This is a genomic window from Rhodococcus coprophilus NBRC 100603 (assembly GCF_001895045.1).
GTDB classification, from domain to species: domain Bacteria; phylum Actinomycetota; class Actinomycetes; order Mycobacteriales; family Mycobacteriaceae; genus Rhodococcus; species Rhodococcus coprophilus.
Window position 1 is genome coordinate 102,731 of the sequence record NZ_BDAM01000011.1, and the last position, 25,012, is coordinate 127,742.

Genomic DNA, 25,012 nt, shown 5'->3' on the forward strand with positions numbered 1-25,012 from the left:
CGCCGGAGCACGGCGATTGTGAGGCGGGATGCCGAATACAAAGTTTGTGACGGGCGTCCCGGGTGGGCGGTCGGTCAGCGGTCCTCGGTGAGCTGAGCGAGGAACGAGTTCGCCCAGCGATCCACGTCGTGCGTCATCACGTGTCTGTGCATGGACCGCATCCGCCGGGCGGCGCTCGCGCGCTCTTCCCCGACGGCACTGACCACGGCGCGTTTGACGTCCTCGAGATCGTGCGGGTTCACGACGTGTGCACGTCGCAGCTCGGCAGCGGCGCCCGCGAATTCGCTGAGGACGAGTGCTCCGCTCCCGTCGCCGTGACAGGCCACGTACTCCTTGGCGACCAGATTCATGCCGTCCCGGAAGGGGGTGACGACCATGACATCCGCTCCGGTGTACATCGCCACCAGCTCTTCGCGGTCGACTGGGCGGTGCAGATAGTGCACTACCGGCCGGCCGAGTTGCCCGAATTCTCCGTTGATGTTGCCGACCTGGCGTTCGATGTCGTCTCGCAAAGTGGCATAGGCCGAAAGCCGCTCGCGGCTGGGGGTCGCGAGCTGGACCATGACGACCTTCTCTGGGTCGAGTGTGCCCTCCACGAGCAGTTCGCGCAGTGCCTCGAGACGGACGCTGATTCCCTTGGTGTAATCGAGCCGGTCGACACCGAGCAGAATCGTCTCCGGATCGCCCAACTCGGCGCGTATCTCCTTCGCGCGCAGCTTTGTGGCTGCGGCAACCGATTGATCGCGCAGTTGGGTGGAGTCGATGGAGATCGGGTAGGCGCCGACACGTACCCGGCGATCGCCGAGATCGATGGTGCCGCCCCCGGTCGTTCCGCGAGGTGAACTCGGCAGGTCGAGGAGACGGCGGGCGAGGTACAAGAAGTTCTCCGCACCACCGGGGAGATGGAAGCCGACGAGGTCTGCCCCCATGAGGCCTTCGAGGATCTCCTTACGCCACGGCAGCTGGAGGAACAGTTCGGTAGGGGGAAACGGGATGTGCAGGAAGTACCCGATCCGCAGGTCGGGCCGCAGGTCGCGCAGCATGCGGGGGACAAGTTGCAGCTGATAGTCGTGCACCCACACCGTCGCCCCCGGCGCCGCGGCGCGCGCCGCCGCTTCGGCGAATCGGCGGTTGACCTTCTCGTAGGTGCGCCACCAGTCGCGGTCGAACGTCGGCGCGATCACCGCGTCGTGGTAGAGCGGCCACAAGGTCGCGTTGGAAAATCCTTCGTAGTACTCCGTGACCTCCGCTTCGCTCAGCTGCACGGGATGAAGAGTCAGACCCTCTTCGACGAAGGGCTCGAGGTCGACGTCGGGAGTACCCGGCCAGCCGACCCAGGCTCCGGCGACGGACCGGAGTACCGGCTCGAGGGCGGTCACCAGGCCGCCCGGGCTACGGCGCCACACTCCGGGCCCGCCGTCCGGCGAAGCCTCCAGATCCACCGGCAGCCGATTGGCCACCACCACGAACTCGTTCGACGACGTCTCACTCATCGTGTTCCACTTTCGGGGTAATACAGGCAGGTGGGGTGCACTTCGGGCGTCACGCCTCCAGCCGCTTCACTTCGACGGCCTGCACCTCGTCGAACATGGCGTCTATCCGGCGCTTGATCTCGGCGGTGCTGAAACGTACGCCAAGCGCCCCGGGCGAGGGCGTTCCTGCTTGGTGGCCTGGGAGGGCATCGACCTCAACCATCGTCGAGGATTCCTTTCTGTCACAACACGGAGGAGCAGACATCGGGCGTGTGGTCAGTCTTACGCCGGTCAGGCCCGGCTCGGCCCTGCTTCGGCGATCACGTCGACGACGGCCGCGCAGAATGCGGGCAGATCGTCGGGATTACGGCTCGATACGAGGTTGCGGTCGATCACCACTTCTTTGTCCACCACGGTTCCACCCGCGTTGCGAATGTCGGTGCGCACACTCGGGTAGGAGGTCAACGTGCGGCCGTTCACCACTCCGGCCTCCACCAGAGTCCACGGGCCGTGACAGATGACGCCCACCGGCTTGTCCGCCTCGACGAATTCCCGCACGAATGCCACCGCGTCGGGGTCCTGCCGGAGCTGATCCGGGTTCGTCGTACCGCCGGGCAGCAACAACCCGTCGAAATCCGAGACCGCCGCGTCGGCGACCGTCCGGTCCACGGCATACCTGTCCGCGTTGTTCACGTCCTGCTTCATCGCCTGGATCTCACCGTTCTTCAGCGACAGCAGTTCGACGGTGGCACCTTCGTGCTCGACTGCTTTCCTGGGCTCGACGAGCTCTACCTCTTCGACTCCGTCGGTGGCGAGAATCGCAATCCTGCGTCCTGCGAGACGGCCTTGTTGCGCTGTGGTCATGTATTCATCCGGCCTTTCTTCGATCAGATCCCGTTTACCCCGGATGCGTGCCCGGAAACGTCGCCGATCATCGACGATGCAGATCACTCGTCGCGGGTCCTTCGAGCAGGGTGCCGTCCGCGGCGAATCGGGAGGCGTGCAACGGGCAATCCCACGAGGCCTCTGCGTCGTTCCAGCGCAGAATCCCGCCGAGGTGCGGGCAGACCGCCGACACCCGTTGCGTCCGGCCGCCGACCGTCGAGACACCCACCGGCCGGCCGCAGTCCCTCACGACTCGCCCCTCGCCCTCCGCAGGCGACGATTCAGGGTCGGTGCGGGTCTCGGCGGTCCACCATCCGCGGGCGAGATTGACGCCCACCCCCACGTTGAGCTTCACGGCGCTCGGGACATCGAAAACCTGGGACGGGCTCCACGCCGCGTATGCCGGGGCCCACTTCTCCACCTGTGGGTCATGCGCGCCGGTGATCCGGGTCGTCAACAGGTGTGCGGCCGCGACGGCGTTCGTCATGCCCCATTTGCCGTATCCGGTGGCGACCCACAACCGCTCGCTCGTCGGGAGCAGCGGGCCCGCGTACGGCAGAGAGTCGAGCGTGCTGTAATCCTGGGCCGACCACTGCGCGACCTGCTTCGCTCCGGGAAAATGACGTTGGGTCCACGCGACGAGGTCCGCCACCGCAGCGCTGGTCGACCCCTGTTGCCGGCCCACCACGTGGCCGTTGCCGCCGACGAGGAGAAGGCGCCCACCGTCACGGGCGGAGTCTCCGGCACGAGCCGTCGCGGGCGCGGTGCGGAGTGAGCGGGTCGGGGAGTCCGCCGACAGGTACATGCCGGTCGGCGGTGGCTCGGGTACCTCGAAGGCGATCGCGTACGAGCGTTCCGGTTCGAGTCGCGCGAAGAACGCGCCGCGATCGAGGATCGGCGTGCCGGTAGCCAGCACGACGTGTGCGGCGCGCACGCTCCCGGATCCGGTCTCGACGGTGCATCCGGCCTTGTCCGTCTTCACCGAACGGGCCCGAATCCCCGTGAACAGCTCACTGTTGGCGGCCCGAACCTCCCGGACGGCAGCGCGGAGCATCGGCATGGGGTCGAACTGCAACTGGTTCGGCACCACGACCGCGGAGGTGACGGGATAGGGCAACTCGGTCTCGGTCACGAGCCGGGCGGGCAGGCCCGCTGCGAGGCAACTGCGATGCTCCGCCTCCACCGAGCTCACACTCTCGCTGCTCGTCGCGTAGGTGTAGGCGTCGGCGGTTTCCGTCGGCACATGGTTGTTCCTGCAGAAGTCTGCCACCCACTCCTGCGCTCGGAGGTTGCCGTCCACGTACGCCTGCACGACCGGCCGCGAATGCCTCCGCGAGATCTGGGACAGGGCGGTTCCCTGCAGCACGCTCACCTTCGCCGTGGTGTTGCCGGTGGTCACTGCTCCCACGTCGCGTGCTTCCAGGATTGCGACCCGCTGCCCGGATCTGGCGAGGAGCAGGGCCGTGACGACTCCGGTCAATCCGGCGCCGACGACGACGGTGTCGTAGGCCTCGCGTCGTTGCGTCCAATCGTCGCCGGGCTCGATGCCGGCCTCGGCGTCGCGTGCAAGCCACAATGAAGTCACGTGCGATCTCCTTCGTTGCTGGAATCAGGCGGGTGCGTGTCGGCCGGTCCGCGATCTCACCCTCGCCGGATACCCGGATCGGCGAGGTTAACCCCGGTAGGTGTCGGGTAGCCGGGAACCACCTGCAATCCACAGCGGAGGAGTCCCGATGAAAGCAGTGACATGGCAGGGCCGGCGCAAGGTCAGCGTCGACAATGTCCCGGACGCCAAGATCGAGAAACCGACCGACGCCGTCATTCGCATCACGACCACCAACATCTGCGGGTCCGACCTGCATCTGTACGAGGTGCTCGGGGCTTTCATGACGCCCGGCGACATTCTCGGGCACGAACCGATGGGGATCGTGGAAGAAGTCGGCGCCGGTGTCACGAACTTGACCCCAGGCGACCGGGTGGTTATCCCGTTCCAGATGTCGTGCGGCAGTTGCTTCATGTGCGATCACGGGCTCCAGTCCCAGTGCGAGACCACTCAGGTGCGCGAAGAAGGCAGCGGCGCAGCACTTTTCGGTTACTCCAAGCTGTACGGCAGTGTGCCGGGAGGCCAGGCCGAGTATCTTCGGGTGCCGCTCGCCGACTCGACCCACATCAAGGTGCCCGAAGGCCCGGCGGACGACCGATTCTCCTATCTCTCCGACGTCCTGCCCACCGCCTGGCAGGCAGTGGAGTACGCGGAGATCCCGGACGGCGGCACGGTGGCGGTGCTCGGACTCGGGCCGATCGGCGAGATGGCCGGGCGCATCGCAATGCACCGTGGTGCCCGCGTGATCGCAGTCGATCTCGTGCCCGAAAGGCTTGCGCGGGCCTCTGCGCGCGGAATGGAGACGATCGATCTCCGCGAGGCCGGTGGCGATCTCGGCGACATCGTTCGCGACCGCACCGACGGGCGCGGGGCCGATTCGGTCATCGATGCGGTGGGGATGGAAGCGCACGGATCACCCATCGCCAAGTTCGCTCAGACCGCGGCAGGCTTCCTGCCGTCGGTGGTCGCCGAACCTGTCATGGAAAGGGCCGGAGTCGACAGGCTCCACGCGTTGTACACGGCCATCGATATCGTGCGACGAGGCGGCACGATCTCGCTGAGCGGCGTATACGGCGGGATGGCCGACCCCATGCCGATGATGACGATGTTCGACAAGCAGATCCGTCTGCGGATGGGGCAGGCGAACGTACTGCACTGGGTGCCGCAGATCCTTCCACTGCTGACCGACGACGATCCGCTCGGCGTGGACACCTTCGCCACCCATCGGCTGTCTCTGGACGACGCACCGCACGCCTACGAGATCTTTCAGAAGAAACAGGACGGTGCCATCAAGATCGCTCTGCGCCCCTGATCGCTTCTCCTCGGACGAAAACGCGCCCCACGTCGAGCAAGACGTGGGGCGCGTCCGAGTTTCCGGGCGGACTCAGGAAACGGTTTCACCGTCCCGGGAGAATTCGAGGCCGCCGAGGTCGGACCCCGCCACCTCGAACGGCATCTGCAGGACGGTCGCGGTGGCCCATCCCCGGCTCAGCAACACCGCGTCGGTGTCGTCGGGACCGTGGATGTCGATCGATCGGAACGACACCGTCACGGTGCGCGTGCCGTCGTCCTCCTCGTTGTCGTCGTAATCCTCGTCCGATTCGGTGATCTCGGCCTGCACCGCACCGAATTCGGCCAGCGACGCGGCGCGCAGCCCCAGCAGGTCGTCGACAGGAACATCGGGAATGTTCACGTTGAGGACCTCGCCGGGTTCGAGGTGCTCCATCGCCCACCGCACGGCACGCTCCGCGACGTGCTCGGCAGTTTCCCACCCCGAGCTACCGAGTCCGTTGAGCGACAAAGCCACCGAACGCACGCCGTGGGCGGACGCTGTGAGGGCCGCGCCGACGGTCCCGGAATGAAGGATCGCGCGGCCGGTGTTGGGTCCGAGGTTGATCCCGGACAACACGATGTCCGGAGTCTCGCCGAAAGCGCCGTACGACGCGACGAAAGTGATCAGCGCGGGCGACCCGTGGACAGCGAGAACTTCCACGTCGGGCAGCCCCGCGATGGACCGGCGGGAGACCTCGAGTCTCCCGTCGTCCTCGAGCGCCGTCAACGATGCGCTCGCGCCGCTCCGCTCGATGTGGGGTGCGGCGACCCGGACGTCCAATCCGGCCTCGACAGCCACCCGGGCCAGGGCGGCCAATCCAGGGCTGTCGACCCCATCGTCGTTGACGATCAGCGCCTTCATGCGTGATCCTTCTCCAGCCGTCGAACCTGCACGTTTTCGGTCATCTTCTCGATGGCCTCCCGCTGGCCCGTGGCCAGTCCTCGCCGGGTGACATTCACTGCGCCCGCAGCCGCACCGAGCCTGAGAGCGTCCTCGAAATCGAGACCCTTCGCATAGGCCGCGGCGAGACCCGCGGTCATCGAGTCGCCGGCGCCGCGGTGGTCCACCGACTGCACGGGCGGCGTCTCCACCTCCCAGACCACCCCGTCGTGCAGTGCAATCGCAGGATCGGCGGCACGCGAGATCACGACGCTCCGGGCGCCCTCCTTGTGAAGCGAATGCATGGCGGCGATGAGATCGTCGAGATCGTCCGACGCGGCGCGGCCGTCCTCGATGAGGTCTTCGTGACTCACCTTCAGCAGTGCGACCCCGCCCTCGAGTGCGGCACCGAGTGTGGGACCCGAAAGATCGGCGACGACAGGCACGTTCAGAGCACTGAGGTCGGCGCACAGTCGCATGTAGACGTCGGTGGGTACCGCATCGTCACAGTGCGGCCCGCCGAGCACGGCCACGTCGGCCGACATGCCTGCCCCGAGCGACGCGCTGAACAGATCGTCGATCTCGTGGCGGCTGAGAGTGGGAGGCGAGATATCCACAACCGCTTCGCGTTCCCCTTCACGGCGGTCGTGGACGTACGAACCGTTGTCGGAGGCCGAGGCGACCGGGTGCACCGTGATGCCTTCACGGTTGATGAGATCGACGAGGATTCCCCCGGACTCGCCGCCGAAGGGACCGCACAGGTGCACATCCATTCCCAGGATGGACGCCATTCGCCCGATCCAGAAGCCCTGTCCGCCAGGATGCACGTGCAATTCGGCGGTGCCGTTCGGCGCCTGTTCGATGGTGACGGTGAGGAGGGGTGAGGGAGCGAACACGAAAGCGTTTGCTCGGGGTCGTGAGTCGTCGGAGATGGTGCGTTCGTTCCTGTCTGCGGGCATGCCGGTCAGGTACCCTTCCCGTCCTCGTCTCACACCCGCAAAATCGACAGCCGGTGTGGGGCGCAGCGGTGGCGGGTATGACCTCAGGCAGAAACCGGATCCGGGTCCACGCACGAGGAGGGGAGCCGCGCGATGACCAGAGTCGCCCGCAAGCAGACGAGTGCGCCGCCGAGCCGGGTCTGGGAAGTCCTGGCGGACGGGTGGAACTATGCGACCTGGGTCGTCGGTGCCTCCCGGATCCGCAAGGTCGATGCGGCATGGCCGGCGGAAGGCAGCCGCATCCACCATTCGGTCGGCTTGTGGCCCGCCTTGCTCGACGACCGCACCGCGGTACTCGCCGCGACGCCCGACCGCAGACTCGTTCTGCGTGCTCGCGCGTGGCTCTTCGGGCAGGCCGAGATCGAGCTGAGGATCGAACCCGCGCCGGGCGGGGGTTCCACGGTGACGATGTCCGAGCACGTGGTGACGGGGCTGCCGAGTCTTCTTCCCGACTTCGTTCAGGAACAGGCCGTGTGGCCGAGAAACCAGGAGTGCCTCTCGCGCCTGGCCCTGCTCGCGGAACGTGCGACTCCTGACGGACCGGCTGCATGACCGCGGAAACGGTCGACGCCGTCGTCATCGGTGCCGGCCCCAACGGGCTCACGGGCGCCGCGGCACTCGCCGATGCGGGCTGGGATGTCCTCGTGCTCGAGGAACAGCCGGAACCCGGTGGAGCCGTGCGAAGCGCCGAACTCTACCCGGGATTCCGGGCCGACTTATTCAGCGCGTTCTATCCGCTGGGGGCGGTCTCCCCGGCTTTCGCCGCTCTCGACCTCGAATCCCACGGTCTGCAGTGGAGCCGGTCGCCGAACTCGTTCGGCCATCCTCTCGGGCCCGCCGACGAGGACGCGGTGGTGGTCGCACGTGAGGCGGCGGACACCGCAGCCGATCTCGAGCGGCGCTGCGCGGGGGACGGAGAAGCGTGGACGAAACTCGTCGACCAGTGGAACGAGGTGCGCAGCGCACTGCTGCAACTGCTGCTTTCCCCGTTTCCGCCGGTTCGGGGTTCCGCGTCGCTGCTGCGCGCACTGGGACCGGCAGAAGCGCTCCGGTTCGCCCGGATGCTGGCACTTCCCGTCAGGCGGATGAGCGAAGAACTGTTCGGCGGAGAAGCCGCTCGGCTCCTCCTGCTCGGCAACGCCATGCACTCCGACATCCCGCCCGACGCCCCGGGTAGTGGCGTGATGGGGTACATCTTGACGATGCTCGCCCAGGACGTGGGTTTTCCGTCTCCGGTCGGCGGTGCGAGCGCGCTCACCGACGCGTTGGTGCGCCGCGGCGAGCATGCCGGAATGCAGGTGCGGTGCGGCAGCAGGGTCACCGCGGTCGACGTCGAAGACGGCAGCGCGGTAGCGGTTTGCACCGCGAGCGGGGAGCGGATCAAGGTTCGCCGGGCCGTCCTCGCGGACGTTTCGGCACCCGCGTTGTACGGGACGCTGCTCGCCGACTCCGCAGCCGCCGACCGCGCGCGCGACGACCTGCGCGGATTCGAATGGGACACGCCGGTGGTCAAGGTGAACTACGCGCTCGGCAGTCCGGTTCCGTGGCGCTCGCCGTCGTTGTCCCGGACCGGCACCGTCCACGTCGGTGCCGACACGAATGCGATGGCCCGGTGGTCCGCCGAACTGTCGACGGGGGTGATCCCGGAATCGCCGTTTCTGTTGTTCGGGCAGATGACCACCACCGATCCCACGAGATCACCCGCCGGTACCGAAAGTGCTTGGGCGTACACCCATCTGCCCCGGGGTATCACCGACGACGAGTCGGCCGACGTTCTCGCGGAGAGGGTCGACGCCCAGCTCGAGGCGTATGCGCCCGGTTTCCGGGACACGGTTCTCGATCGGGCCGTGCAGCGTCCCTCGGATCTCGAATCGGCCGACGCAAACCTCGTCGGCGGCGCGGTCAACGGTGGCACCGCCCAGATCCACCAGCAGTTGTTCCTACGACCGGCACCCGGGCTCGGAGGTTCACGAACTCCGGTGGGAAAGCTGTATCTCGCCAGTGCGGGGACACACCCCGGCGGAGGTGTCCACGGAATGTGCGGCTGGAACGCCGCCGCCGCCGCACTCCAGGACCAGAAGAGGACGGGCCCGCTGCGTCGCGGTCTCCACACCTTGGGCCGCCGGGTGATGTCATGACGAAGTCGCGCGCTGCGTAAACACCAGGTTTCGCGGGGCGAAGTGCCGGGTACTCGCGCCCATGACCGAAGACCCGGCCGGCGGACCCTCGTGGTCGATGTCGTCGGGAAGGTGCGCCTCAGCACGGTCGGCTCAGGCATTGGCTGCTGCGGGGTCGCGGACTCCCGCACATGGAACTCCGGGGTGATGTAACCGTGACCACTTCTCCAGTTCTGGACCGGCCGAATACGCCACGTGTGTGGCGCCTTCCCGGTGTATACCGTCCACAAGAGGATTCGTTCCTGCTGGCTCGGGCACTCCACGACGCCGGAGGAGCACAGGACGCGAAGGTACTCGACTTCTGTACCGGGAGCGGTTTTCTCGCGATCACGGCCGCCAAGGCCGGAGCCGGTGCGGTAACCGCACTCGACATCTCCCGGAGGGCTGTTCTCACCGCCCGGGCCAATGCTCTCTCACGTCGGCTGCCGATCTCGGTGCTTCGCGGAAGTCTGGACAAGGCTGTGGAGCACGGACCCTTCGATGTCGTTCTGTCCAATCCTCCGTACGTGCCGGTGGACGGCGAAGGCAAGGACCCCCGTTGGGATGCCGGCCCGGACGGACGATCCGTTCTGGACCCGCTCTGCGATTCCTTGCCGACGCTCTTGTCTCCCGACGGCTTCGCGCTGCTCGTGCACTCGGAATTCACCGGCGTCGAAGAGACTTTGGAGCGCGTGCAAGCCGCCGGACTCGCGGGCTCGGTCGTCGCGCGTGAACGAATCCCGTTCGGCCCGGTACTGCAGCGCCGTCTGAGTTATCTGCAAGAAGTCGAACTCGCGGAACGCGGTGTCGACAGCGAAGAGGTGGTGGTCATCCGTGCAGCCCGGATCTGAGGGCGGTCGTCGCGTAGTGCACGCGACCACCGGCAACGCGGAAGACGTCACGGTCGTCCGCAAGGTGAAAGGGGGGCCGATGCTCGTCAACGGCCCGGTCCGGATCCTGACGGACGACGGCGCCGAGACGGAATCGGACCGCTTCGTGGTCGCGGTGTGCCGGTGCCGGCGCAGCGCGCTGTACCCGTTGTGCGACACCAGTCATCGGCGTCCCGCCCGAGGCTGATACTCGCGTTCCGACGCTGACCGCGAGCTCTGGAAGTCTGTTGCCGGAGTAGTCGGGGTCTTCGGCGTCGTGCGCGGTGGTGCGAGGAGCTTTCACGCTGTTCCGATACCCGGAAACAGCAGAAAGTCCGGACGCCGCAGCGTCCGGACTTTCTGCTGTTCTGAAGGTCAGTACCAGTGGGCGCGACCACCGACGGCCTTGCCGGATGCTCCCAGGATCGCCATGATGACGCCGATCACCAGAAGGATGACACCCAGTGTCGTCAGGATCGAGATGCCGGTGAAGAATCCGACTACGAGAAGAATCAGGCCCAGAACAATCATTGCGTCCACCTCGCTGTCTTGTCCGATGCCGAGCGGCTCCGGATCCAAGTCCTGAATACCCGGATTGTCCGCATCGAAACACACGAGGAAAAAAATTTCTCGAGTCGTTCCTCCGAGGGTGATCGACGTCCCGGAGCATCGCGTTCCCGCTCGTCCAGGGATTGACCGCCTACCTCGCGGGTAGTCCATTGATCATGACGCAGCGTGACGTGGAGGGCTCGGCCGGTTCGCGCCGACCCGAAAGAGGCAGGAACGTGTTGGCCGGTGCCTTTCTCGGCTTGGGTGCGGTAGCCATGATGGACGAAGTGCTCTTCCACCAGATACTTCACTGGCATCACTTCTACGACAAATCGACAACCTCGGCCGGCTTGGTCTCCGACGGCCTGTTCCACGCCTTCAGCTGGTTCGCCACGGTGGCCGGGTTCTATCTGGTGGTGATGTCTGTCCGTGACGGGAAGTTGTGGGTACGTGCCCTGCTCGGTGGCTTCGTGACCGGGGTAGGCGCGTTCCAGCTGTACGACGGGCTGGTCCAGCACAAGCTGTTCGGTCTTCATCAGATCCGTTACGAAGTCGATCTCCTGCCGTACGACCTGACCTGGAACATTCTGGCAGGCGCACTGCTGGTGGTCGGGCTGACGATCATCGCGTCCACCTACCGGCAGGCGTCGCCGTCGGTGGCTTCGCAATGACGACCCTCGTCCTACTCGGCGTAGGGATCTGCGCCGTGGTCGTCTACGTGGCTGCGGCGGCGAGAGCGCAGTCGTGGCCTGTCGCGCGCACTCTGAGCTGGACCGCAGGGTGGGTGGCGCTCGTCGCGGCACTGTTGAACTCTGCGTCCGCCCACGGAGGGGGACACGGACACGGCGCGCACCACTCCTTCGACTTCGTGGGGCACATGGTCTCGCACGTCGTGGTGGGCATGGCGGTGCCGCTGTTGCTCGTGCTCGCAGCCCCCGTGGCCCTTGCGCTCCGCGTACTGCCCGTGTCGGCGGCGCGTCGCGTCTCGCGAGTGCTGCGGTCGCGACCCGCCGAAGTGCTGACCCACCCCCTCGTCGCGGCGACGCTCAACATCGGCGGCCTGTGGCTTCTGTACCGGACGTGGTTGTTCGAGTACATGCTTGGCGGCACCTGGGTGGCGTGGCTGATCGAGTTCCACATCGTCGCGGCCGGTTACCTGTTCACCTATTCCCTGGTGGGCGTGGATCCGTCTCCGCACCGCACCTCCTTCGGTCTTCGCGCAGCGGTGCTGGTCCTGTCGATCGCCGCACACAACATCCTTGCCAAGACTCTCTACGTGGACCCACCTTCCGGCGTCTCCACGGCGCAAGCCGAAACGGGCAGCCAGGTGATGTATTACGGGGGCATACCGTTCGAATTGGCGCTCGTCGTACTGCTGATTCACCGGTGGGCAGCGCGTGCCCGTCACCGGAGTGGAATGTCCGGTCCCGATCTCCTCCGCTCGACCTGAGGCAGGTAGCTGCGGTCGCGAAGTGTTTGAGCAATGTCCCGCGCGGGGTACTCGAAGGCCACGCAACCAGATAGCACTTGGAGGAATCGCACATGTCGAAATACACGGTGCCCGGTTTGAGCGGCAAAGACGGCGCGAAAGTTGCCCGTGTTCTGCAGGAGCGTTTGAGCGCGTACAACGACCTGCACCTCACTCTCAAGCACATCCACTGGAACGTTGTCGGTCCCAACTTCATCGGTGTGCACGAAATGATCGATCCCCAGGTGGAACTCGTACGCGGATACGCCGACGAGGTTGCGGAACGCATCGCGACTCTCGGTGAATCGCCCAAGGGCACGCCGGGGGCGATCGAGAAGAACCGGACCTGGGACGACTACTCGGTGGGACGCGACACCGCCCAGGCACACCTCGCGGCTCTCGATCTGGTCTACGACGGTGTGATCACCGACAACCGTAAGGCGATCGAAGAAGTCGGCGACATCGATCCGATCACGGAAGACGTCCTCATCGGGCATACCGGGCAGCTGGAGAAGTTCCAGTGGTTCGTGCGAGCGCACCTGGAGAACGCTTCGGGCGCTCTGAGCCACGGCAAAGCTTCCACCGAGAAGGAAGCTGCGGCCAAGGCCCGCTGACCGAACCGGACTTCCGAATCACAGGGGCCGCGTTCCGGATACCTCCGGAACGCGGCCACTTTCCTTTGCGCGGGGCATAGTTTCCGCTGGCGTCCCGCGGTTCCGCACCCTCGGTTCGCGGGGTTCCACGCCTGCCTGTCGATGATCCGGATCACGCTGCGGCGGAGGTCGATTCCCGTTGAGCGAGTTTTGTCCGGCCGACCGAACGGGTACAAACCACTATGACCAACACAACGAGGCACGAGCGGCCGACCACGGGTTCCCGGATAGCGGGATGGATCGGCTACGCATGCGTTCTTGCAAGCATCGCCGTCGTGGCCATGGCACTGTTCGCCGCGGGTGACGGGTACGCGGGCTGGACGGTGGTCGCCGTCGTGATCGCCGCAGCCCTGCTCTCGACCGGCGTGGCCCTGATCACGGTCAACCTCCGCCACCGTCGGCTGCGTGGTTCGGGTGGAACCTCGACGCACGAGCCGGGTGTCCTCGACTGACCGCCCGCCGGCCTCCTCGTCCGGCCGCTCCGGTGGATATCAGCCCACGGGCTGGTCCACCGGAGCTTTCTCGTCGAGGGGGGAGAGGAGCGAAGTGGTGCCTGCCGTCCAGCTGTCGAGCAGGTGCCGGGCGAGCCGCCCCTCGAGGTACTCCGCAGCCTCGGCACCGAAGACGATGTCGGAGGCGCACTCCGGATCAGCGGTGACCATCTCGCCGACGACATCGTGACGCAGCACCAGTTCGTGAACCGCGTCCGCCTCGATGTGCTCGGTGTAGAACAGGATGCACGCGGGGTCGGCGCCGAGACGCTCGAGCGCCGCGGCCATCCGCCGGGCGCTCGGGGCCGTGGTGATCTCCGCGGCGGTGAACATCCCGACGAGCATCGGCATACGAGCACGGTGCAGTCCGCACAGTGACATGAAGTTGACTGTCGCGAGGGTGACGGCCGGGACGACATCGAGGTAGCGGAGGTACGCGTCGTCGAGATCGGCGGCTTTCAGCAGATCGGCGTACAAGCGGGAATGCATCTTGTCTGCCCGGCCCCCGCCGTACTCGTCGAATTCCACTGCGACGAGTGCTGCCTTCGCTCGTCCTCGCAGGCGGGGGATGGCGAAGGCGTGCGGGTCGGCTTCCTTGAGGTGGTAGATGGAGCGGTGTACGAAGAACTCCCGGATGTGCTCCCACGTGCCGCGTTCTGCCAATTCGTGCGAGACGCCCCATGCGTCCTTCGGTTCGCGGTAGAGCGCGTCGAACGTCGCATCCGTGTCGTCGGTGACCGGGACGTCCGCGCGCAACCGGTCGAGGAAGACTCGCTCGAGCTCGGCGCGGAGCCCCAGCGGGCCTGCCATCCACTCCCACGACGCGTCGACGCCGTCGTATCCGCGGTAGTGCAGCTCGTAGAGCATCGTCAAGGCGAGCTGGACGTCGTCGCCGTACGGATCGGCGTCCCCGACCGTCACCGGCCAGGGAGCAGCATCGGCGGGTGCGGAAAGCCGCTCTACGACGGCAGCGGAGATCGGACCCCGGGGGGTGGGGAGGGACGCGGCGGACAGATCGCAGGGCCGGATCACATCAGACATACGAGCCGGTTACCCGTGGAAAGCCGGTGAGAAACGAGTGCGTGTGGTGGCCGGCCCTCGGGGTAATCGCTCCATTATGAGCGACGACAAGGAACGGAAACCTCAATCCATCGGCTGTCCGGGCGACACGGCGGATATCGCGGAGCGTCCGCGGACGAGATGCGCGACTATCGCGGCAGGGAGTTGCTCTCCGGACGCAAGGCCTTGATCACCGGTGGAGATTCGGGCGTCGGGCGGGCGTTCGCGAAGGAGGGTGCAGACGTAGCTATCGCCTATCTGGTGGACATCGTCGTCAACAGCGTCGGTACCCAGCAACCCGTCGACGACTTCGCAGACCTCGACGACGAGCGGTGCGCCGGACCTGCGCCGTCAATATCGACAGCTTCTTCCACGTCACCAAGGCGGCGCTTGCCCACCTGCCCCGGGGCGCCGCGGTCATCAACACGGCGTCGATCAAGTCGATCAACAGGTTGCGCGGCAACAAGACCCTGATCGACTACTCGGCCACCAAGGGTGCGGTCATTGCCCTGACTTACTCGCTCGCGCAGGCGCTTCGGGACCGCACGGCCGGGCGGCGCAGCCCGACGAGATCGCCCCGTCCTACGTATTCTTCGCCTCCGAAATGATGTCCTCGTACTACAGCGGGGAAGTGCTCGCTCCCATCGGAGGCGAGACACTGCCGGGCTGACGTCCACACTGCGGGCGGGATTCGGCAAGAACGATCAAGCGGTACCACCGGTGAAAGCGTCAGAATTGGTGCATGTCCGAACCACGGCGTGACCGGCTTCGTGAGTTACTCGACGCGGTACTCGACGAGAACAACGTCAATCTCGAACAGATGGCGCAGGGCGCATACGCATCGCCCTGGTATTTCACCCGCCAGTTCGGCGCCGGTACCGGCGAGTCCCCGGTCGCGTTGCGCCGGAGAGTGATGCTCGAACGCGCTGCGTGGCAACTGCGGCGCGGCGCGGCCGTCACGGATACGGCGTTCGCCGCCGGATACAACAGCGTGGAAGGCTTCGGGCGCGCGTTCGCCCGGGCGTACGGATATCCGCCCGGTGCGACCGCGCGCGCCGAAGAATGGGGCAGCCGATCCCACTGGTTGCCGGCACCCAACGGAGTGCACTTCCATCCGCCCATGAACCTCTGGGTCGAGGACGGGACGGCGCCCTCGCCCGCAGGGCAGTCCGCGTCGGAGGTCGTGGCCCGCCTCGTGCATCACGATCTCGACGACACGCGCGCGCTGCTCCACCTCGCCCGCGATCTGGAGGAGGCGGAGTACGAGCGCATCCGCTTCCCCGGACTTGTGGTGCTCGAATGGGACGGCCCGGAGGAGTCGATCGGCCAGGTACTCGAGAACCTGGTGTGGACCAAGGAGGTCTGGCTGTCGTCGATGTCGGGAGGGGACCAGCCGACTCGGGATGGGCACGGCCGGGAGGCGCTGCCCACCCGGTTCGACGAGGTTGCTCCGCGATGGGCCGACGCGGTCCGGGACATCGATCGGCGCGGCGCGTGGGGAGACCGGTTGATCGACGCGCTGTGTGATCCGCCGGAGAGCTTCGTACTCGGCGGCGTGATCTCCCATGTGCTCACATTCTCGGCCCATCGGCGGCAACTGGTACGTCACATGCTCCGGGCCGCCGGTCGCACCGTCGACCACGGGGATCCCCTCGAATGGCCACTCGAACACGAAAGGACCACCCGATGACCCGCATGACGTACTTCACCGCCAGCACACTCGACGGTTTCCTCGCGACACCCGACGATTCGCTCGACTGGCTTCTCACGCGGGAGACCGACGACGGTGGCCCGGCGGGATACGAGGAGTTCATCGGCGGTATCGGGGCGATGGCGATGGGGGCGTCCACCTACCGCTGGGTGCTGGACCATGAGGGAATCGACAAGTGGGAGTACGACATTCCGTGCTGGGTCTTCACCCATCGCGACGACCTTCCGACGGCGAGCGGACCGAACGGACCGGGCGACATCCGTTTCACACAGAACGACGTGCGCGAGGTGTTCGCGGAGATGGCCGAGGCGGCGGAAGGGCGGGACCTGTGGATGGTGGGTGGCGGTGGACTCGCGGGCGAGTTCGCCGAACACGGTCTTCTGCACGAAGTGATCGTGTCCTTCGCGCCGGTGACGATCGGGGCGGGAAAACCTCTGCTGCCCAAGCACATCGAGATGCGTTTGAGAGAAGTCGGCCGCAACGGAGAGTTCGCCGTCCTCCGCTACGACGTGCTGCCCGGTGAGCAGTGACGACCGACCGGCGGGCGGTGCGCGCCGCCCGGCTCGGATCTCAGAAACCGTCGAGAGGGCCGTGCGAGCGGGTTCGAGCCCGGAACCACCACGGGTAAAGCCCCCACGCTCCGACGAACAGTAGCGTGCTCGCCGCCCCGCAGATGAAGGCGACGGTGTCGCCGAGCATGATTCCGACCACCAGGACGACTGCACCGGTGAGTGCGATGCCGAGGAACACGATGCCTGCGATCGTGAATCGATGTGCGGCCGCGACCAGGCGCGGAAGTTGTCCGCGGCGGAACAGGAGGCGGTGCATGACGACGGGCGCGACGAGGAAGACGGTCGCGCAGACGGACGCGAGCAACGTCACGAGGTACACGCCGTATTGGTAGGAGGTCAGGTCCTCGAAGCGGCCCTGGAAGGGGAGTGTGAGGAGCAGTCCGGTGAGGACCTGGACGCCCGTCTGTACCACCCGTAGTTCCTGGAGCAGGCTCGCCCAGTTCCGGTCCAGGCGTTCGAGTGGGGTTTCGTGGCGGCCACCCCACGCGACGTGGCCGTAACCCGACCCCGGGGGATCTCGACGTGAATCGTCGGGAGTGCTCACCGGGTGACCCGAGGCAGCGCCGGGCGCAAACAGTACATACAACCGTATGGTGCCACCTTGTGACGCGGCTCACCCGCGGGTACCGTCGGCGACAACGGAAGACGTCCCTCGCTGGGAAGGAGACCGGCCGTGAAGCTCAACCTTTTTGTCGCGTGGGTCGGATACGGATTGGTACTGATCGCGATTCTGATGGTCGCCCTGGCGCTGGTCGCGGCGGGTAGCGGCCACGAAGCAGGAGCGCTGGCCAGTGCGGTCGCCGTGATCGTGGCCCTGGCGCTGGCTGTGGGTATGGTCGCCGGGACCATCCGCCGGGACCGCAGGAAACATCTCGACACGCCGCACATCTTCTGATCGACGACGACAGCTCGCGGAGGCCGCTCAGGCCTTCGCGAGTCGCCGTTTCTCCACTTCGATGTCGAAGGTGGGGTCGGGCCAGTCCAGGTCGAGCCGTTCGAACACGTCGATGAGCAACTCGGTGACCGCGATTCGGCTGTACCACTTGCGGTCGCACGGAATGACGTACCACGGCGCGTTCTCGGTGTTCGTCTTGTCGAGCATGTCCTGGTAGGCCTCCTGGTATTGCGGCCACAGCGCACGCTCGGACACGTCCGACGGGTCGTACTTCCAGTACTTGTCGCGGCGCTCGAGCCGCTCGGAGAGCCGCTTCTTCTGCTCGTCGAGCGAGACGAACATCGCCACCTTCACGAGGGTGGTTCCCGTCGCGGTGATTTCGCTTTCGAACTGGTTGATTTCGTCGTACCTCCTGCGCCAGACGTTCTCGGGGACGAGCGACCGCACGCGTGCGACGAGCACGTCTTCGTAATGCGACCGGTCGAAGACGCCGAGCTGGCCGCCGCGGGGAAGGGCTTTGACGATGCGCCAGAGGAAGTGGTGGCGCTTCTCTTCGGCGGTGGGGACTCCGAACGCGGTGTGGTCGACCCCCTGGGGATCGACGTGACCGATCACGTGACGCACCATCCCGCCCTTGCCGGCGGTGTCCATGCCCTGCAGGATCAGCAACACCGATCGGGGGTCTCCGATACGCCCGTTGGCGAACAGCTTTCCCTGGAGGTCGGACAGGGCGGCGCCGCGTTCCACGAGCAAACGTTCCGCGAGGGCCTTGTCGCCCTCGAAACCCGGCGTGCCGTTCGTGTCGAGCTCCGAGACCCGGGTGCCGGGACCCGCTCGCAGCGACTCGACAACCGGAGTGTGCCAGGGCGCTTCGCTTTTCGTTCCCATGGGGCGAGCCTGCCATACGGGACGAGGATCAGGCGGGACGCTCTCCGTAAGGGGGGCGGGAGATCCCGTCGACCATGTGACTTCCCCACAGGTCGATTTCGGTGATGCGGGCCAGTGCGGGTTCGTCGGATCCGGGCACGACGATGGTCACCTCGGTGCCCGGAGCGAGGTCGACGCCGGGCAGCGAGCCGGAGAGGTCCCGTAGCCGCCCGCGCCACACGTGGCGGCCGCGAAGCGGGTCGAACCGGCCGGACAGTTGCACGTCGACGGTCGCGTGCTCGTCGTGCACGGTGATGTCGGCGGGGCCGCGGTAGCCCGCGTCGTGGGCGGGGTGGTCGGATTCGGGCTCGGGCATACCCGGACTATACGTGCAACTTTGGGTAACAGTAAAGATCCTGGGGACCCGTGGGAAGGGCGCGACGGGTCACTCGGGCAGCAACGGATGCGGCTGAGATTTGAACCTTTTCGGAGATCCGGCCACCGCTGCGATCCCCGTGATGCCACCCCACACCATCATCGTGAGGTAGTCGATGAGGTCCTCGGCGGTCATCGACTTGTTGGAGATCCACCAGTGGGTGGCGAGTTGGATCGACCCGACGATGCCGTACGCCCAGGGCACCGACCCGCCCGAGTCCATCTCGAGCAGGCGAAGCCGTTCGCCCAGAACCGTCGCGACCAGTTCGGCGATCATCCGTTCGGAGTCCGCGACGACGTCCCTGCTCGCCGACGAACTGTTGGACATCACGTACAGATACACTTCCGGATCCGTGCCGACCGTCTCGACATAAGCCGAGATGGCGACGCGTGTCAGTCCGTACTCGTCGAGATCCTCGGCGACAGCGGCGTAGATCCGCGGAGCGAGAATCGTCTCGACGTAGCGCATCATCGTTGCGCTCGTGAGGTCGTTCTTGTCCGTGAAATACCGGTACAGCACGGTTTTCGAGACACCGATCTCCGTCGCTATCTCGTCCATGCCGATGTCGTGGCCGCGCGCGCGGATGGCGTTGATGGTGCCGTCCACGAGTTCCTCACGCCGGGCGATCTTGTGTTCGTGCCAGCGGCGTTTCCGGCCGTCCTGCTTCGTCGGTAAGTCCTCGGAGGCGCGGGAGGACGAAGGCGTCTGGGGCAGGTTGCTTGACACTGGGCGGCACATCCGTTCGGTCGATCGTCGGCTCAGTCTACGGTGGCTGCTCGGTGCGCACTCGGCGTGCGCCGCGCTTCCGCGCCCGCGCCGGGGAACTTGGGCACAATCGAGGAGTGCAGTTCATGGATATCGAAGATGACGTCAAACGCCGCGACCTCCGCCGGATGAAGGCAGTCGCAACCGGGTTTCTGATCGTGGCCGCCGGCGTCTACCTGTTCTGTCGGTGGCAGGAGAGTCGCGGTGCAGGCGCCTGGGTGGGTTATGTGCGCGCGGCTTCGGAAGCCGGCATGGTCGGCGCGCTGGCGGACTGGTTCGCCGTGACCGCCCTCTTCCGGCATCCCCTCCGCATTCCGGTGCCCCACACCGCGATCATCAAGAGGAAGAAGGATCAGCTCGGTGCGAGTCTGAGTTCGTTCGTCGGTACCAATTTCCTGGCGCCCGAAGTCGTCTCGGCGAAGGTCGAATCTGCGCAGATCCCGCTACGCGTCGGCACCTGGATGGCCGAACCCGCTCATGCGGAACGCGTGGCGAAGGAGACTTCCACGATCCTGCGCGGAATTGTCGGTATCCTCCGCGAGGACGACATCCAGCAGATCATCGACAACACGATCGTGAAGCGGATCGCCGAACCCGAATGGGGGCCTCCGCTCGGTCGTGTGCTCTCGGAACTGATCGACGAGAACCGGCACCTGCCGTTGGTCGACATGCTTTCCGAGCGGGCTCACCAGTGGGCCTTGGGCAGCCAGGAGACGATCGACCGGGTCATCAGCCGGGACTCGCCGTCGTGGTCGCCCAAGTTCGTCGATCTCCTGCTGGGAGAGCGGATCCACCGTGAACTCGTCGAGTTCACGTGGAAGGTCCGGTCCAACCCGGATCACGAAGTTCGGTTGGCGGTCAACAAATTCCTCGCCGACTATGCGCGCGATCTGCAGAGCGATCCGGTGACGATCGCGAAGGCCGAAAAGGTCAAAGCCGAGATCATGGGCCGCGACGAGGTGACGCAGCTCGCGGGCGCAACGTGGCGCACGGCCAAGCGGATGATCCTCGATTCCGTCGACGATCCGCACAGCACGCTCCGGACGAAGGTGGCGGAGAACGTCATGGCCTTCGGTATCCGGTTGCGGGAGGACCGCGAGTTGCGGGCGAAAGTCGACGGCTGGTTGCTGGACGCGGTGCGCTTCGTCGCCGCCAACTACGCCGACGAGATCACGTCGGTGATCCGGGAGACCGTCGAACGCTGGGATGCCGAAGAGGCGAGCCGCAAGATCGAACTCGCGGTGGGCCGGGACCTGCAGTTCATCCGGATCAACGGCACGGTGGTCGGGTCCCTCGCGGGCCTGGCTATTTACACGATTTCGGAATTGTTGTTCGCGTGATACCGGTCACATGCTAACAGAGCGCTTGCTATAGCTAGCACCCGTCCGTAGCGTGGGGGACGTGCCCACCGATGAAAGACGCGACGACCCCGGATCGGATCCCGGCACCGCCGAGGATCCGGGCGACCGGCCCCACGCCGACAGTGAGGCCGATGGCAACGAAGGGCCCGGGGACATCGCCGCACGCGTGGTGAATTCTGCTGCGCAGGACATCGGAAGCTTCATTCGGGCGCAGCGCGAAGGGGCGCAGGTCTCGCTTCGGCAGTTGTCGAAGCTCGCCGGCGTCAGCAACCCGTACCTGAGTCAGATCGAGCGTGGCTTGCGCAAGCCTTCTGCGGAAGTGCTTGCGCAGATCGCAAAAGGACTCCGGTTGTCGGCGGAGGTGCTCTATGTACGGGCCGGGATTCTCGAAGACCGTCCGCAGAGTGCCTTCCGGGATGCATTGCTCGGCGATCCCGTACTGACCGAGCGGCAGCGACAGGTTCTGTTCGACATCTACGACTCGTTCTGCCGTGAGAACCAGGCGGCTCCCACCGAGACGGCATCAGACGCCGGGAGCGACATCCGGCACCACACAGACTTCGACGAGGAGAACTGACATGACCGATCCGAATGCAGCAATCCGTACCTCCCTGTTCGCCGCCGTCGGCGCGGGCGATGCCGTGGTGCACGCCGTGGCAGACGTCGTCGCGCAGGTTCGCGAGCGTGCCGAGAACGCACAGGGCGACGTGAACGATCGCGTCGGAACCGCGCGCGACAAAATCAACGCACTTCCCGCCGATCTGACGGAGGCCGTGGAGTCGCTCCGCGAGCGTCTCGCGGGACTGCCGTCCGAGCTTCCCGAGGACATCGCAGAATTGCGCGAGCGTTTCACCGCCGACGAACTCCGCAGCGTCGCCGAGGCATACCTCAAGGTTGCGTCCGACCTGTACACCGCGCTCGCAGAGCGAGGCGAACAGACGATCGAGCGGCTCCGCAAGCAGCCCGCCGTCGAAGAAGGACTCGGCCGGGCCGAGGCAGCGTTCGGGGATGCCGTCGAGCTCACCGAAGAAACGTTGGGGACCGTCGCCCGGCAGACCCGCGCCATCGGCGAGCAGGCCGCCATGCTTGCAGGCCTTGCCGCAGGCCGGATCTCCGACACCAGCGAGGGTGTGGGCGATGCCATTTCCGATGCCGGCGACGAGGCCGCCTTGCGGGTGCTCGAACTCGGTGATCAGGCCCGCGACGCCGGTTCCGAAGCGGCCGACCGCGTGGACGCTGCCAAGTCGGATATCGGCAAGACTGCCCATGACGTCGCCGAGTCGGTCGAGAACACGGTAAAGCCCACGCCGCCGGTCACGAAGACGCCGGCCAAGAAGGCTCCGGCAAAGCCGGCCGCGAAGAGCCCGGCTCAGGCTGCTGCCAAGGCTCCCGCGCGTGCCGCGAAGGCGCCCGCCAAGAAGGCTGCGCCCCGCAAGTCCAGCGGCTCCTGAGGCCCCCGCCCGGCACGCCGGGCGCAGACCGTGTCGGCCCTGCGGATATCACCGGCTCCCGCGCCACTTGGCGTGGGAGCCGGTTCTCGTAGACTGGGGGAGTGACGAATGTCGATTCTCTCGCCGGTTTGATCATCCTCGTGCTGCAGGTCATCGCGATCGCGGGAGCCGGGTTTGCGCTCTTCCATGCTGTTCGCCAGCCTTCCGAGGCGTTTCCCGCAGTCGACAAGCTCACCAAGCCCGTGTGGCTCGGCATCCTGATCGCCGCGTTGCTGGTGCTGATTCTGCTCGGGGCGGTCGGACTGCTGGGCATCATCGCGGTGGTGGCGGTGTGCGTGTATCTGGTGGACGTGCGGCCGCGTGTCGAAGAGGTTCAGCGCCGCCGCTGGTAGTCGCCCCGCACCGCCCGATTGCGATCTCGCGGGTGAGCTCGTGCCTTGACAAGTGTGATCCAGATAATGACACTTCGAGTAACGGGTACATCTTCGAGACGAGGCGGTCGGCCATGACTCTCACCCGCACGAACCGAGCAGGCGACGCCCGGACGGGTGCCGCGACGATCGGCAGTGATGGCGAGCGGCAGGAAACCGCGCAACGGCTTCTCGATTCCTCCGCACGGCTGTCCTACGACCCGGCCTTCGAGATCGACTGGGAAGCCCCCCTCGCCGAGGGGCGATACGGCATGACCCCCGAATGGTGCAGCCTCTACGGCACGGACCTGTGGGAGCGCATGACCGAGGACCAGCGCATCACCCTCACCAATCACGAGGCGGCGAGTATCGCCGGCACGGGTATCTGGTTCGAGATGATCCTGATGCAGATGCTCGTGCGCGACCTCTACCGCCGCGACCCGTCCACGCCGTACGTGCAGTTCGGGCTCACCGAGATCGCCGACGAGTGCCGCCACTCCGTGATGTTCGCGCGGTCGGCACAGCGATTCGGCGTGCCCTCGTACCGGCCCAAGCGCTGGATCCGGGAGACGGGACGCATCTTCAAGGCGATCGCGAGCGGCGCCCTCGCCTACGGCGGGACCCTGTTCGCCGAAGAGATTCTCGACATGATGCAACGCGACTTCATGCGGGACGAGCGGGTTCAACCCCTTACTCGCACCGTCAGCCACATCCACGTCGTCGAAGAGTCACGACACATCCGCTACGCCCGTGAGGAAACACGGCGCCGAGCGGGACTCGCGACCAGGATGCAGCGCACGTGGATCCGACTCCATTTGGGAGTGAGCGCGTACTTCGTCGTCACCAGCCTGGTGAACGACCGGGTGTACGCCGCTGCCGGGCTCGACGTCGCCGAGGCGAAAGCCGCCGCGCGCAGCAACACCCACTACCACGACAGGCTGCGCCTCGGGACGCGGCGCACTGTCGAATTCCTCGACGAGGTCGGGCTCATCGGCGGGCCGTCGGCCCTTCTGCTCCGCAAGGCCCACGTCCTCTGACCACCTCGGGCCCCGACCCGCAGCACGACACCACAGGAGAACCGTGAAGAAGCCGTCCCCAAGGACGTGGCAGATAGCAGTCGGAGTGGCGCTCGCCCTCGGAGCCACGGCAGGACTGGTCGTCGCACGACGCCGGCGCGGCACCGTCGTCCGCACAGAAGACGTCGCGCCCCACGCGCTGCTCGCGGCGCCCGCGCTCGAGCCTCGGACGGTCGAGGTGCGGACCGACGACGGGGCACGTCTGAACGTGTTGTCCTACGGGGATTCCCAGGCTCAGCCGTTGGTGTTCTGCCACGGCTGGACCTGCAATGCGGCCTATTGGACCCCGCAGATCAACGCCTTCGCGGAGAACTACCACGTCGTGGTCTACGACCAGCGGGGCCACGGCAACAGCGAGTCGGGCTCGCGCCCGCTCGGGGCAGACGTACTCGCCGACGACTTGCACGCCGTGCTCGAAGCGACGGTTTCGCCCGGGCGCAAGGCGATCCTGGCGGGCCACAGCATGGGCGGCATGAGCATCATCGCGTGGGCGGAAAAATACCCGGAACAGGTCACCGAGCGCGTCGCCGGCGTACTGCTCGCCAGCACCGGAACCGACCATCTCGTCGCGGATTCGGCGATCGTCCCGCTGCCCGCACGATTCCCGAAAGTGCCCGTACCGGTCGCGCGACGGGTGATGGGCGCGACCGTGCCGCTGGTCGAATCGTCCGTCACCACGCGGGCATTGCGATACATCGCGCTCTCCCCGAACGCGACCGGGCCGGAAGTCGCATTCTGCGAGAAGATCGTGCTCGGCTGCCCGCCTCGTACACGCGGCGGGTGGGGACACGCACTGAGCGCCCTCGACATCCGGGAGGGACTGCACAACCTGACGGTGCCGACCACGGTGCTGGTGGGCACCGCCGATCGCCTGACTCCGCCCGTGCACGCCCGGCGGCTCGCAGGTGAACTCGAAGAGGCGGGCAACCTCGAGCGCCTCGTCGTCCTCGACGGTGTGGGCCACATGAGTTCGGTCGAGGCGATCGACCGGGTCAACGACGAACTACTGCATCTCGTCGAGAAGGCAGACGCGCTCGTCGGCTGACCGCATGC

Annotated in this window: 30 protein-coding genes and 1 pseudogene; 19 read left to right on the top strand and 12 right to left on the bottom strand. The window is 66.4% G+C overall.

Annotated features, from left to right (window positions below; translation table 11 throughout):
- Positions 1 to 74 precede the first annotated feature (74 nt).
- From RDCOP1_RS18980 to RDCOP1_RS18990, 4 genes are all read right to left on the bottom strand, one after another.
- Entirely contained in the window at positions 75 to 1,493 is a 1,419-nt protein-coding gene (locus RDCOP1_RS18980; protein ID WP_072704146.1) for an alpha,alpha-trehalose-phosphate synthase (UDP-forming), read from the bottom strand.
- A 49-nt stretch (positions 1,494 to 1,542) separates the two neighbouring features.
- Complete coding sequence (locus tag RDCOP1_RS21565; protein ID WP_169848929.1) at positions 1,543 to 1,695, bottom strand: hypothetical protein; 153 nt, start codon at positions 1,693 to 1,695, stop codon at positions 1,543 to 1,545.
- A 68-nt stretch (positions 1,696 to 1,763) separates the two neighbouring features.
- The gene (locus tag RDCOP1_RS18985; protein ID WP_072704646.1) at positions 1,764 to 2,336 is read right to left on the bottom strand and encodes a type 1 glutamine amidotransferase domain-containing protein; all 573 of its coding nucleotides are present in this window, start codon (positions 2,334 to 2,336) and stop codon (positions 1,764 to 1,766) included.
- Between the two features lie 67 nt (positions 2,337 to 2,403).
- Positions 2,404 to 3,942: an FAD-dependent oxidoreductase gene (locus RDCOP1_RS18990; protein ID WP_072704149.1), complete on the bottom strand. Its 1,539-nt coding sequence runs from the start codon at positions 3,940 to 3,942 to the stop codon at positions 2,404 to 2,406.
- 148 nt (positions 3,943 to 4,090) lie between these two features.
- Between RDCOP1_RS18990 and RDCOP1_RS18995 the strand changes: the two genes are divergently transcribed.
- Entirely contained in the window at positions 4,091 to 5,272 is a 1,182-nt protein-coding gene (locus tag RDCOP1_RS18995; RefSeq protein WP_072704152.1) for a zinc-dependent alcohol dehydrogenase, read from the top strand.
- Between the two features lie 72 nt (positions 5,273 to 5,344).
- Here RDCOP1_RS18995 and surE read toward each other — a convergent pair whose 3' ends face one another.
- Together surE and RDCOP1_RS19005 are read right to left on the bottom strand one after the other, a co-directional pair.
- Positions 5,345 to 6,154, bottom strand: coding sequence for a 5'/3'-nucleotidase SurE (gene surE / locus RDCOP1_RS19000; protein ID WP_072704155.1), 810 nt, complete (start codon positions 6,152 to 6,154; stop codon positions 5,345 to 5,347).
- The gene (locus RDCOP1_RS19005; protein ID WP_072704159.1) at positions 6,151 to 7,131 is read right to left on the bottom strand and encodes a 1-phosphofructokinase family hexose kinase; all 981 of its coding nucleotides are present in this window, start codon (positions 7,129 to 7,131) and stop codon (positions 6,151 to 6,153) included. The genes surE and RDCOP1_RS19005 overlap by 4 nt, the downstream gene beginning before the upstream one ends.
- Positions 7,132 to 7,263: 132 nt before the next feature.
- Between RDCOP1_RS19005 and RDCOP1_RS19010 the strand changes: the two genes are divergently transcribed.
- The 4 genes from RDCOP1_RS19010 (at position 7,264) to RDCOP1_RS19025 (ending at position 10,403) form a co-directional block, all read left to right on the top strand.
- A complete protein-coding gene (locus RDCOP1_RS19010; RefSeq protein ID WP_072704162.1) occupies positions 7,264 to 7,722 on the top strand; it encodes an SRPBCC family protein in 459 nt (152 codons plus the stop codon).
- A complete protein-coding gene (locus RDCOP1_RS19015; RefSeq protein ID WP_072704164.1) occupies positions 7,719 to 9,308 on the top strand; it encodes a phytoene desaturase family protein in 1,590 nt (529 codons plus the stop codon). The genes RDCOP1_RS19010 and RDCOP1_RS19015 overlap by 4 nt, the downstream gene beginning before the upstream one ends.
- Before the next feature lie 194 nt (positions 9,309 to 9,502).
- A complete protein-coding gene (locus RDCOP1_RS19020; RefSeq protein WP_231922901.1) occupies positions 9,503 to 10,177 on the top strand; it encodes a HemK2/MTQ2 family protein methyltransferase in 675 nt (224 codons plus the stop codon).
- Positions 10,178 to 10,256: 79 nt separating this feature from the next.
- Positions 10,257 to 10,403 carry a CDGSH iron-sulfur domain-containing protein gene (locus tag RDCOP1_RS19025; RefSeq protein ID WP_072704649.1) on the top strand — a complete coding sequence of 49 codons (147 nt, stop codon included), beginning with the start codon at positions 10,257 to 10,259 and terminating at the stop codon, positions 10,401 to 10,403.
- 167 nt (positions 10,404 to 10,570) lie between these two features.
- Here the strand turns inward: RDCOP1_RS19025 and RDCOP1_RS21570 are convergent, their stop codons facing one another.
- The gene (locus RDCOP1_RS21570) at positions 10,571 to 10,726 is read right to left on the bottom strand and encodes a DUF6131 family protein (RefSeq protein ID WP_169619332.1); all 156 of its coding nucleotides are present in this window, start codon (positions 10,724 to 10,726) and stop codon (positions 10,571 to 10,573) included.
- Positions 10,727 to 10,920: 194 nt separating this feature from the next.
- Between RDCOP1_RS21570 and RDCOP1_RS19035 the strand changes: the two genes are divergently transcribed.
- The 4 genes from RDCOP1_RS19035 (at position 10,921) to RDCOP1_RS19050 (ending at position 13,317) form a co-directional block, all read left to right on the top strand.
- Positions 10,921 to 11,415 carry a DUF2243 domain-containing protein gene (locus RDCOP1_RS19035; RefSeq protein WP_072704655.1) on the top strand — a complete coding sequence of 165 codons (495 nt, stop codon included), beginning with the start codon at positions 10,921 to 10,923 and terminating at the stop codon, positions 11,413 to 11,415.
- On the top strand, positions 11,412 to 12,194 hold the full coding sequence (locus tag RDCOP1_RS19040) for a cytochrome c oxidase assembly protein (RefSeq protein WP_072704173.1): 783 nt from the start codon (positions 11,412 to 11,414) through the stop codon (positions 12,192 to 12,194). Before RDCOP1_RS19035 ends, RDCOP1_RS19040 begins: the two co-directional genes overlap by 4 nt.
- Positions 12,195 to 12,286: 92 nt before the next feature.
- Positions 12,287 to 12,826 carry a Dps family protein gene (locus tag RDCOP1_RS19045; protein ID WP_072704652.1) on the top strand — a complete coding sequence of 180 codons (540 nt, stop codon included), beginning with the start codon at positions 12,287 to 12,289 and terminating at the stop codon, positions 12,824 to 12,826.
- A gap of 221 nt (positions 12,827 to 13,047) precedes the next feature.
- Positions 13,048 to 13,317 (top strand): hypothetical protein, encoded by a 270-nt coding sequence (locus RDCOP1_RS19050; RefSeq protein ID WP_072704176.1) that lies wholly within the window; start codon positions 13,048 to 13,050, stop codon positions 13,315 to 13,317.
- Between the two features lie 39 nt (positions 13,318 to 13,356).
- Here RDCOP1_RS19050 and RDCOP1_RS19055 read toward each other — a convergent pair whose 3' ends face one another.
- Positions 13,357 to 14,397 carry an iron-containing redox enzyme family protein gene (locus RDCOP1_RS19055; protein WP_072704179.1) on the bottom strand — a complete coding sequence of 347 codons (1,041 nt, stop codon included), beginning with the start codon at positions 14,395 to 14,397 and terminating at the stop codon, positions 13,357 to 13,359.
- Between the two features lie 76 nt (positions 14,398 to 14,473).
- Between RDCOP1_RS19055 and RDCOP1_RS19060 the strand changes: the two are divergent.
- The 3 genes and pseudogenes from RDCOP1_RS19060 (at position 14,474) to RDCOP1_RS19070 (ending at position 16,656) form a co-directional block, all read left to right on the top strand.
- Positions 14,474 to 15,085, top strand: a pseudogene (locus RDCOP1_RS19060) (SDR family oxidoreductase).
- A gap of 72 nt (positions 15,086 to 15,157) precedes the next feature.
- A complete protein-coding gene (locus RDCOP1_RS19065) occupies positions 15,158 to 16,105 on the top strand; it encodes a helix-turn-helix domain-containing protein (protein ID WP_072704182.1) in 948 nt (315 codons plus the stop codon).
- A complete protein-coding gene (locus RDCOP1_RS19070) occupies positions 16,102 to 16,656 on the top strand; it encodes a dihydrofolate reductase family protein (RefSeq protein ID WP_072704185.1) in 555 nt (184 codons plus the stop codon). Before RDCOP1_RS19065 ends, RDCOP1_RS19070 begins: the two co-directional genes overlap by 4 nt.
- 40 nt (positions 16,657 to 16,696) lie before the next feature.
- Here RDCOP1_RS19070 and RDCOP1_RS19075 read toward each other — a convergent pair whose 3' ends face one another.
- The gene (locus RDCOP1_RS19075; protein WP_072704657.1) at positions 16,697 to 17,149 is read right to left on the bottom strand and encodes a DUF6328 family protein; all 453 of its coding nucleotides are present in this window, start codon (positions 17,147 to 17,149) and stop codon (positions 16,697 to 16,699) included.
- A 222-nt stretch (positions 17,150 to 17,371) separates the two neighbouring features.
- Between RDCOP1_RS19075 and RDCOP1_RS19080 the strand changes: the two genes are divergently transcribed.
- Positions 17,372 to 17,593, top strand: a complete 222-nt coding sequence (locus RDCOP1_RS19080; protein ID WP_072704188.1) for a hypothetical protein — start codon at positions 17,372 to 17,374, stop codon at positions 17,591 to 17,593.
- A gap of 27 nt (positions 17,594 to 17,620) precedes the next feature.
- Here RDCOP1_RS19080 and RDCOP1_RS19085 read toward each other — a convergent pair whose 3' ends face one another.
- The 3 genes from RDCOP1_RS19085 to RDCOP1_RS19095 form a co-directional block, all read right to left on the bottom strand.
- Positions 17,621 to 18,481, bottom strand: a complete 861-nt coding sequence (locus RDCOP1_RS19085) for a polyphosphate kinase 2 family protein (protein WP_072704190.1) — start codon at positions 18,479 to 18,481, stop codon at positions 17,621 to 17,623.
- 28 nt (positions 18,482 to 18,509) lie between these two features.
- Entirely contained in the window at positions 18,510 to 18,836 is a 327-nt protein-coding gene (locus RDCOP1_RS19090; protein ID WP_072704193.1) for a DUF4873 domain-containing protein, read from the bottom strand.
- A gap of 69 nt (positions 18,837 to 18,905) precedes the next feature.
- Positions 18,906 to 19,634: a TetR/AcrR family transcriptional regulator gene (locus tag RDCOP1_RS19095; RefSeq protein WP_072704196.1), complete on the bottom strand. Its 729-nt coding sequence runs from the start codon at positions 19,632 to 19,634 to the stop codon at positions 18,906 to 18,908.
- A 113-nt stretch (positions 19,635 to 19,747) separates the two neighbouring features.
- Here RDCOP1_RS19095 and RDCOP1_RS19100 point away from each other — a divergent pair, with 113 nt between their 5' ends.
- The 6 genes from RDCOP1_RS19100 to RDCOP1_RS19125 all read left to right on the top strand — a co-directional run bounded on the left by RDCOP1_RS19100 (position 19,748) and on the right by RDCOP1_RS19125 (position 25,004).
- Positions 19,748 to 21,001 (top strand): DUF445 domain-containing protein, encoded by a 1,254-nt coding sequence (locus tag RDCOP1_RS19100; protein WP_072704660.1) that lies wholly within the window; start codon positions 19,748 to 19,750, stop codon positions 20,999 to 21,001.
- Between the two features lie 175 nt (positions 21,002 to 21,176).
- Entirely contained in the window at positions 21,177 to 21,599 is a 423-nt protein-coding gene (locus RDCOP1_RS19105; RefSeq protein WP_072704663.1) for a helix-turn-helix domain-containing protein, read from the top strand.
- Position 21,600: 1 nt separating this feature from the next.
- Positions 21,601 to 22,473 (top strand): heparin-binding hemagglutinin, encoded by an 873-nt coding sequence (locus RDCOP1_RS19110; RefSeq protein WP_072704199.1) that lies wholly within the window; start codon positions 21,601 to 21,603, stop codon positions 22,471 to 22,473.
- 101 nt (positions 22,474 to 22,574) lie between these two features.
- Positions 22,575 to 22,865 carry a DUF2516 family protein gene (locus tag RDCOP1_RS19115; protein ID WP_072704202.1) on the top strand — a complete coding sequence of 97 codons (291 nt, stop codon included), beginning with the start codon at positions 22,575 to 22,577 and terminating at the stop codon, positions 22,863 to 22,865.
- Between the two features lie 113 nt (positions 22,866 to 22,978).
- Entirely contained in the window at positions 22,979 to 23,920 is a 942-nt protein-coding gene (locus RDCOP1_RS19120; protein WP_072704205.1) for an AurF N-oxygenase family protein, read from the top strand.
- A 43-nt stretch (positions 23,921 to 23,963) separates the two neighbouring features.
- Positions 23,964 to 25,004 (top strand): alpha/beta fold hydrolase, encoded by a 1,041-nt coding sequence (locus RDCOP1_RS19125; RefSeq protein WP_072704208.1) that lies wholly within the window; start codon positions 23,964 to 23,966, stop codon positions 25,002 to 25,004.
- The last annotated feature ends 8 nt before the right edge of the window (positions 25,005 to 25,012 follow it).

Coding starts and splice junctions, on each gene's coding strand:
- RDCOP1_RS19035 (WP_072704655.1), top strand. CDS start 10,921: ATGACGCAGCGTGACGTGGAGGGCTCGGCCGGTTCGCGCCGACCCGAA.
- RDCOP1_RS19050 (WP_072704176.1), top strand. CDS start 13,048: ATGACCAACACAACGAGGCACGAGCGGCCGACCACGGGTTCCCGGATA.
- RDCOP1_RS21570 (WP_169619332.1), bottom strand. CDS start 10,726: ATGATTGTTCTGGGCCTGATTCTTCTCGTAGTCGGATTCTTCACCGGC.
- RDCOP1_RS18980 (WP_072704146.1), bottom strand. CDS start 1,493: ATGAGTGAGACGTCGTCGAACGAGTTCGTGGTGGTGGCCAATCGGCTG.
- RDCOP1_RS18985 (WP_072704646.1), bottom strand. CDS start 2,336: ATGACCACAGCGCAACAAGGCCGTCTCGCAGGACGCAGGATTGCGATT.
- RDCOP1_RS19040 (WP_072704173.1), top strand. CDS start 11,412: ATGACGACCCTCGTCCTACTCGGCGTAGGGATCTGCGCCGTGGTCGTC.
- RDCOP1_RS19055 (WP_072704179.1), bottom strand. CDS start 14,397: ATGTCTGATGTGATCCGGCCCTGCGATCTGTCCGCCGCGTCCCTCCCC.
- RDCOP1_RS19110 (WP_072704199.1), top strand. CDS start 21,601: ATGACCGATCCGAATGCAGCAATCCGTACCTCCCTGTTCGCCGCCGTC.
- RDCOP1_RS19045 (WP_072704652.1), top strand. CDS start 12,287: ATGTCGAAATACACGGTGCCCGGTTTGAGCGGCAAAGACGGCGCGAAA.
- RDCOP1_RS19015 (WP_072704164.1), top strand. CDS start 7,719: ATGACCGCGGAAACGGTCGACGCCGTCGTCATCGGTGCCGGCCCCAAC.
- RDCOP1_RS19085 (WP_072704190.1), bottom strand. CDS start 18,481: ATGGGAACGAAAAGCGAAGCGCCCTGGCACACTCCGGTTGTCGAGTCG.
- RDCOP1_RS19070 (WP_072704185.1), top strand. CDS start 16,102: ATGACCCGCATGACGTACTTCACCGCCAGCACACTCGACGGTTTCCTC.
- RDCOP1_RS19100 (WP_072704660.1), top strand. CDS start 19,748: ATGGATATCGAAGATGACGTCAAACGCCGCGACCTCCGCCGGATGAAG.
- RDCOP1_RS19120 (WP_072704205.1), top strand. CDS start 22,979: ATGACTCTCACCCGCACGAACCGAGCAGGCGACGCCCGGACGGGTGCC.
- RDCOP1_RS19010 (WP_072704162.1), top strand. CDS start 7,264: ATGACCAGAGTCGCCCGCAAGCAGACGAGTGCGCCGCCGAGCCGGGTC.
- RDCOP1_RS19065 (WP_072704182.1), top strand. CDS start 15,158: ATGTCCGAACCACGGCGTGACCGGCTTCGTGAGTTACTCGACGCGGTA.
- RDCOP1_RS19005 (WP_072704159.1), bottom strand. CDS start 7,131: ATGCCCGCAGACAGGAACGAACGCACCATCTCCGACGACTCACGACCC.
- RDCOP1_RS19090 (WP_072704193.1), bottom strand. CDS start 18,836: ATGCCCGAGCCCGAATCCGACCACCCCGCCCACGACGCGGGCTACCGC.
- RDCOP1_RS19095 (WP_072704196.1), bottom strand. CDS start 19,634: ATGTGCCGCCCAGTGTCAAGCAACCTGCCCCAGACGCCTTCGTCCTCC.
- RDCOP1_RS21565 (WP_169848929.1), bottom strand. CDS start 1,695: ATGGTTGAGGTCGATGCCCTCCCAGGCCACCAAGCAGGAACGCCCTCG.
- RDCOP1_RS19025 (WP_072704649.1), top strand. CDS start 10,257: ATGCTCGTCAACGGCCCGGTCCGGATCCTGACGGACGACGGCGCCGAG.
- RDCOP1_RS18995 (WP_072704152.1), top strand. CDS start 4,091: ATGAAAGCAGTGACATGGCAGGGCCGGCGCAAGGTCAGCGTCGACAAT.
- surE (WP_072704155.1), bottom strand. CDS start 6,154: ATGAAGGCGCTGATCGTCAACGACGATGGGGTCGACAGCCCTGGATTG.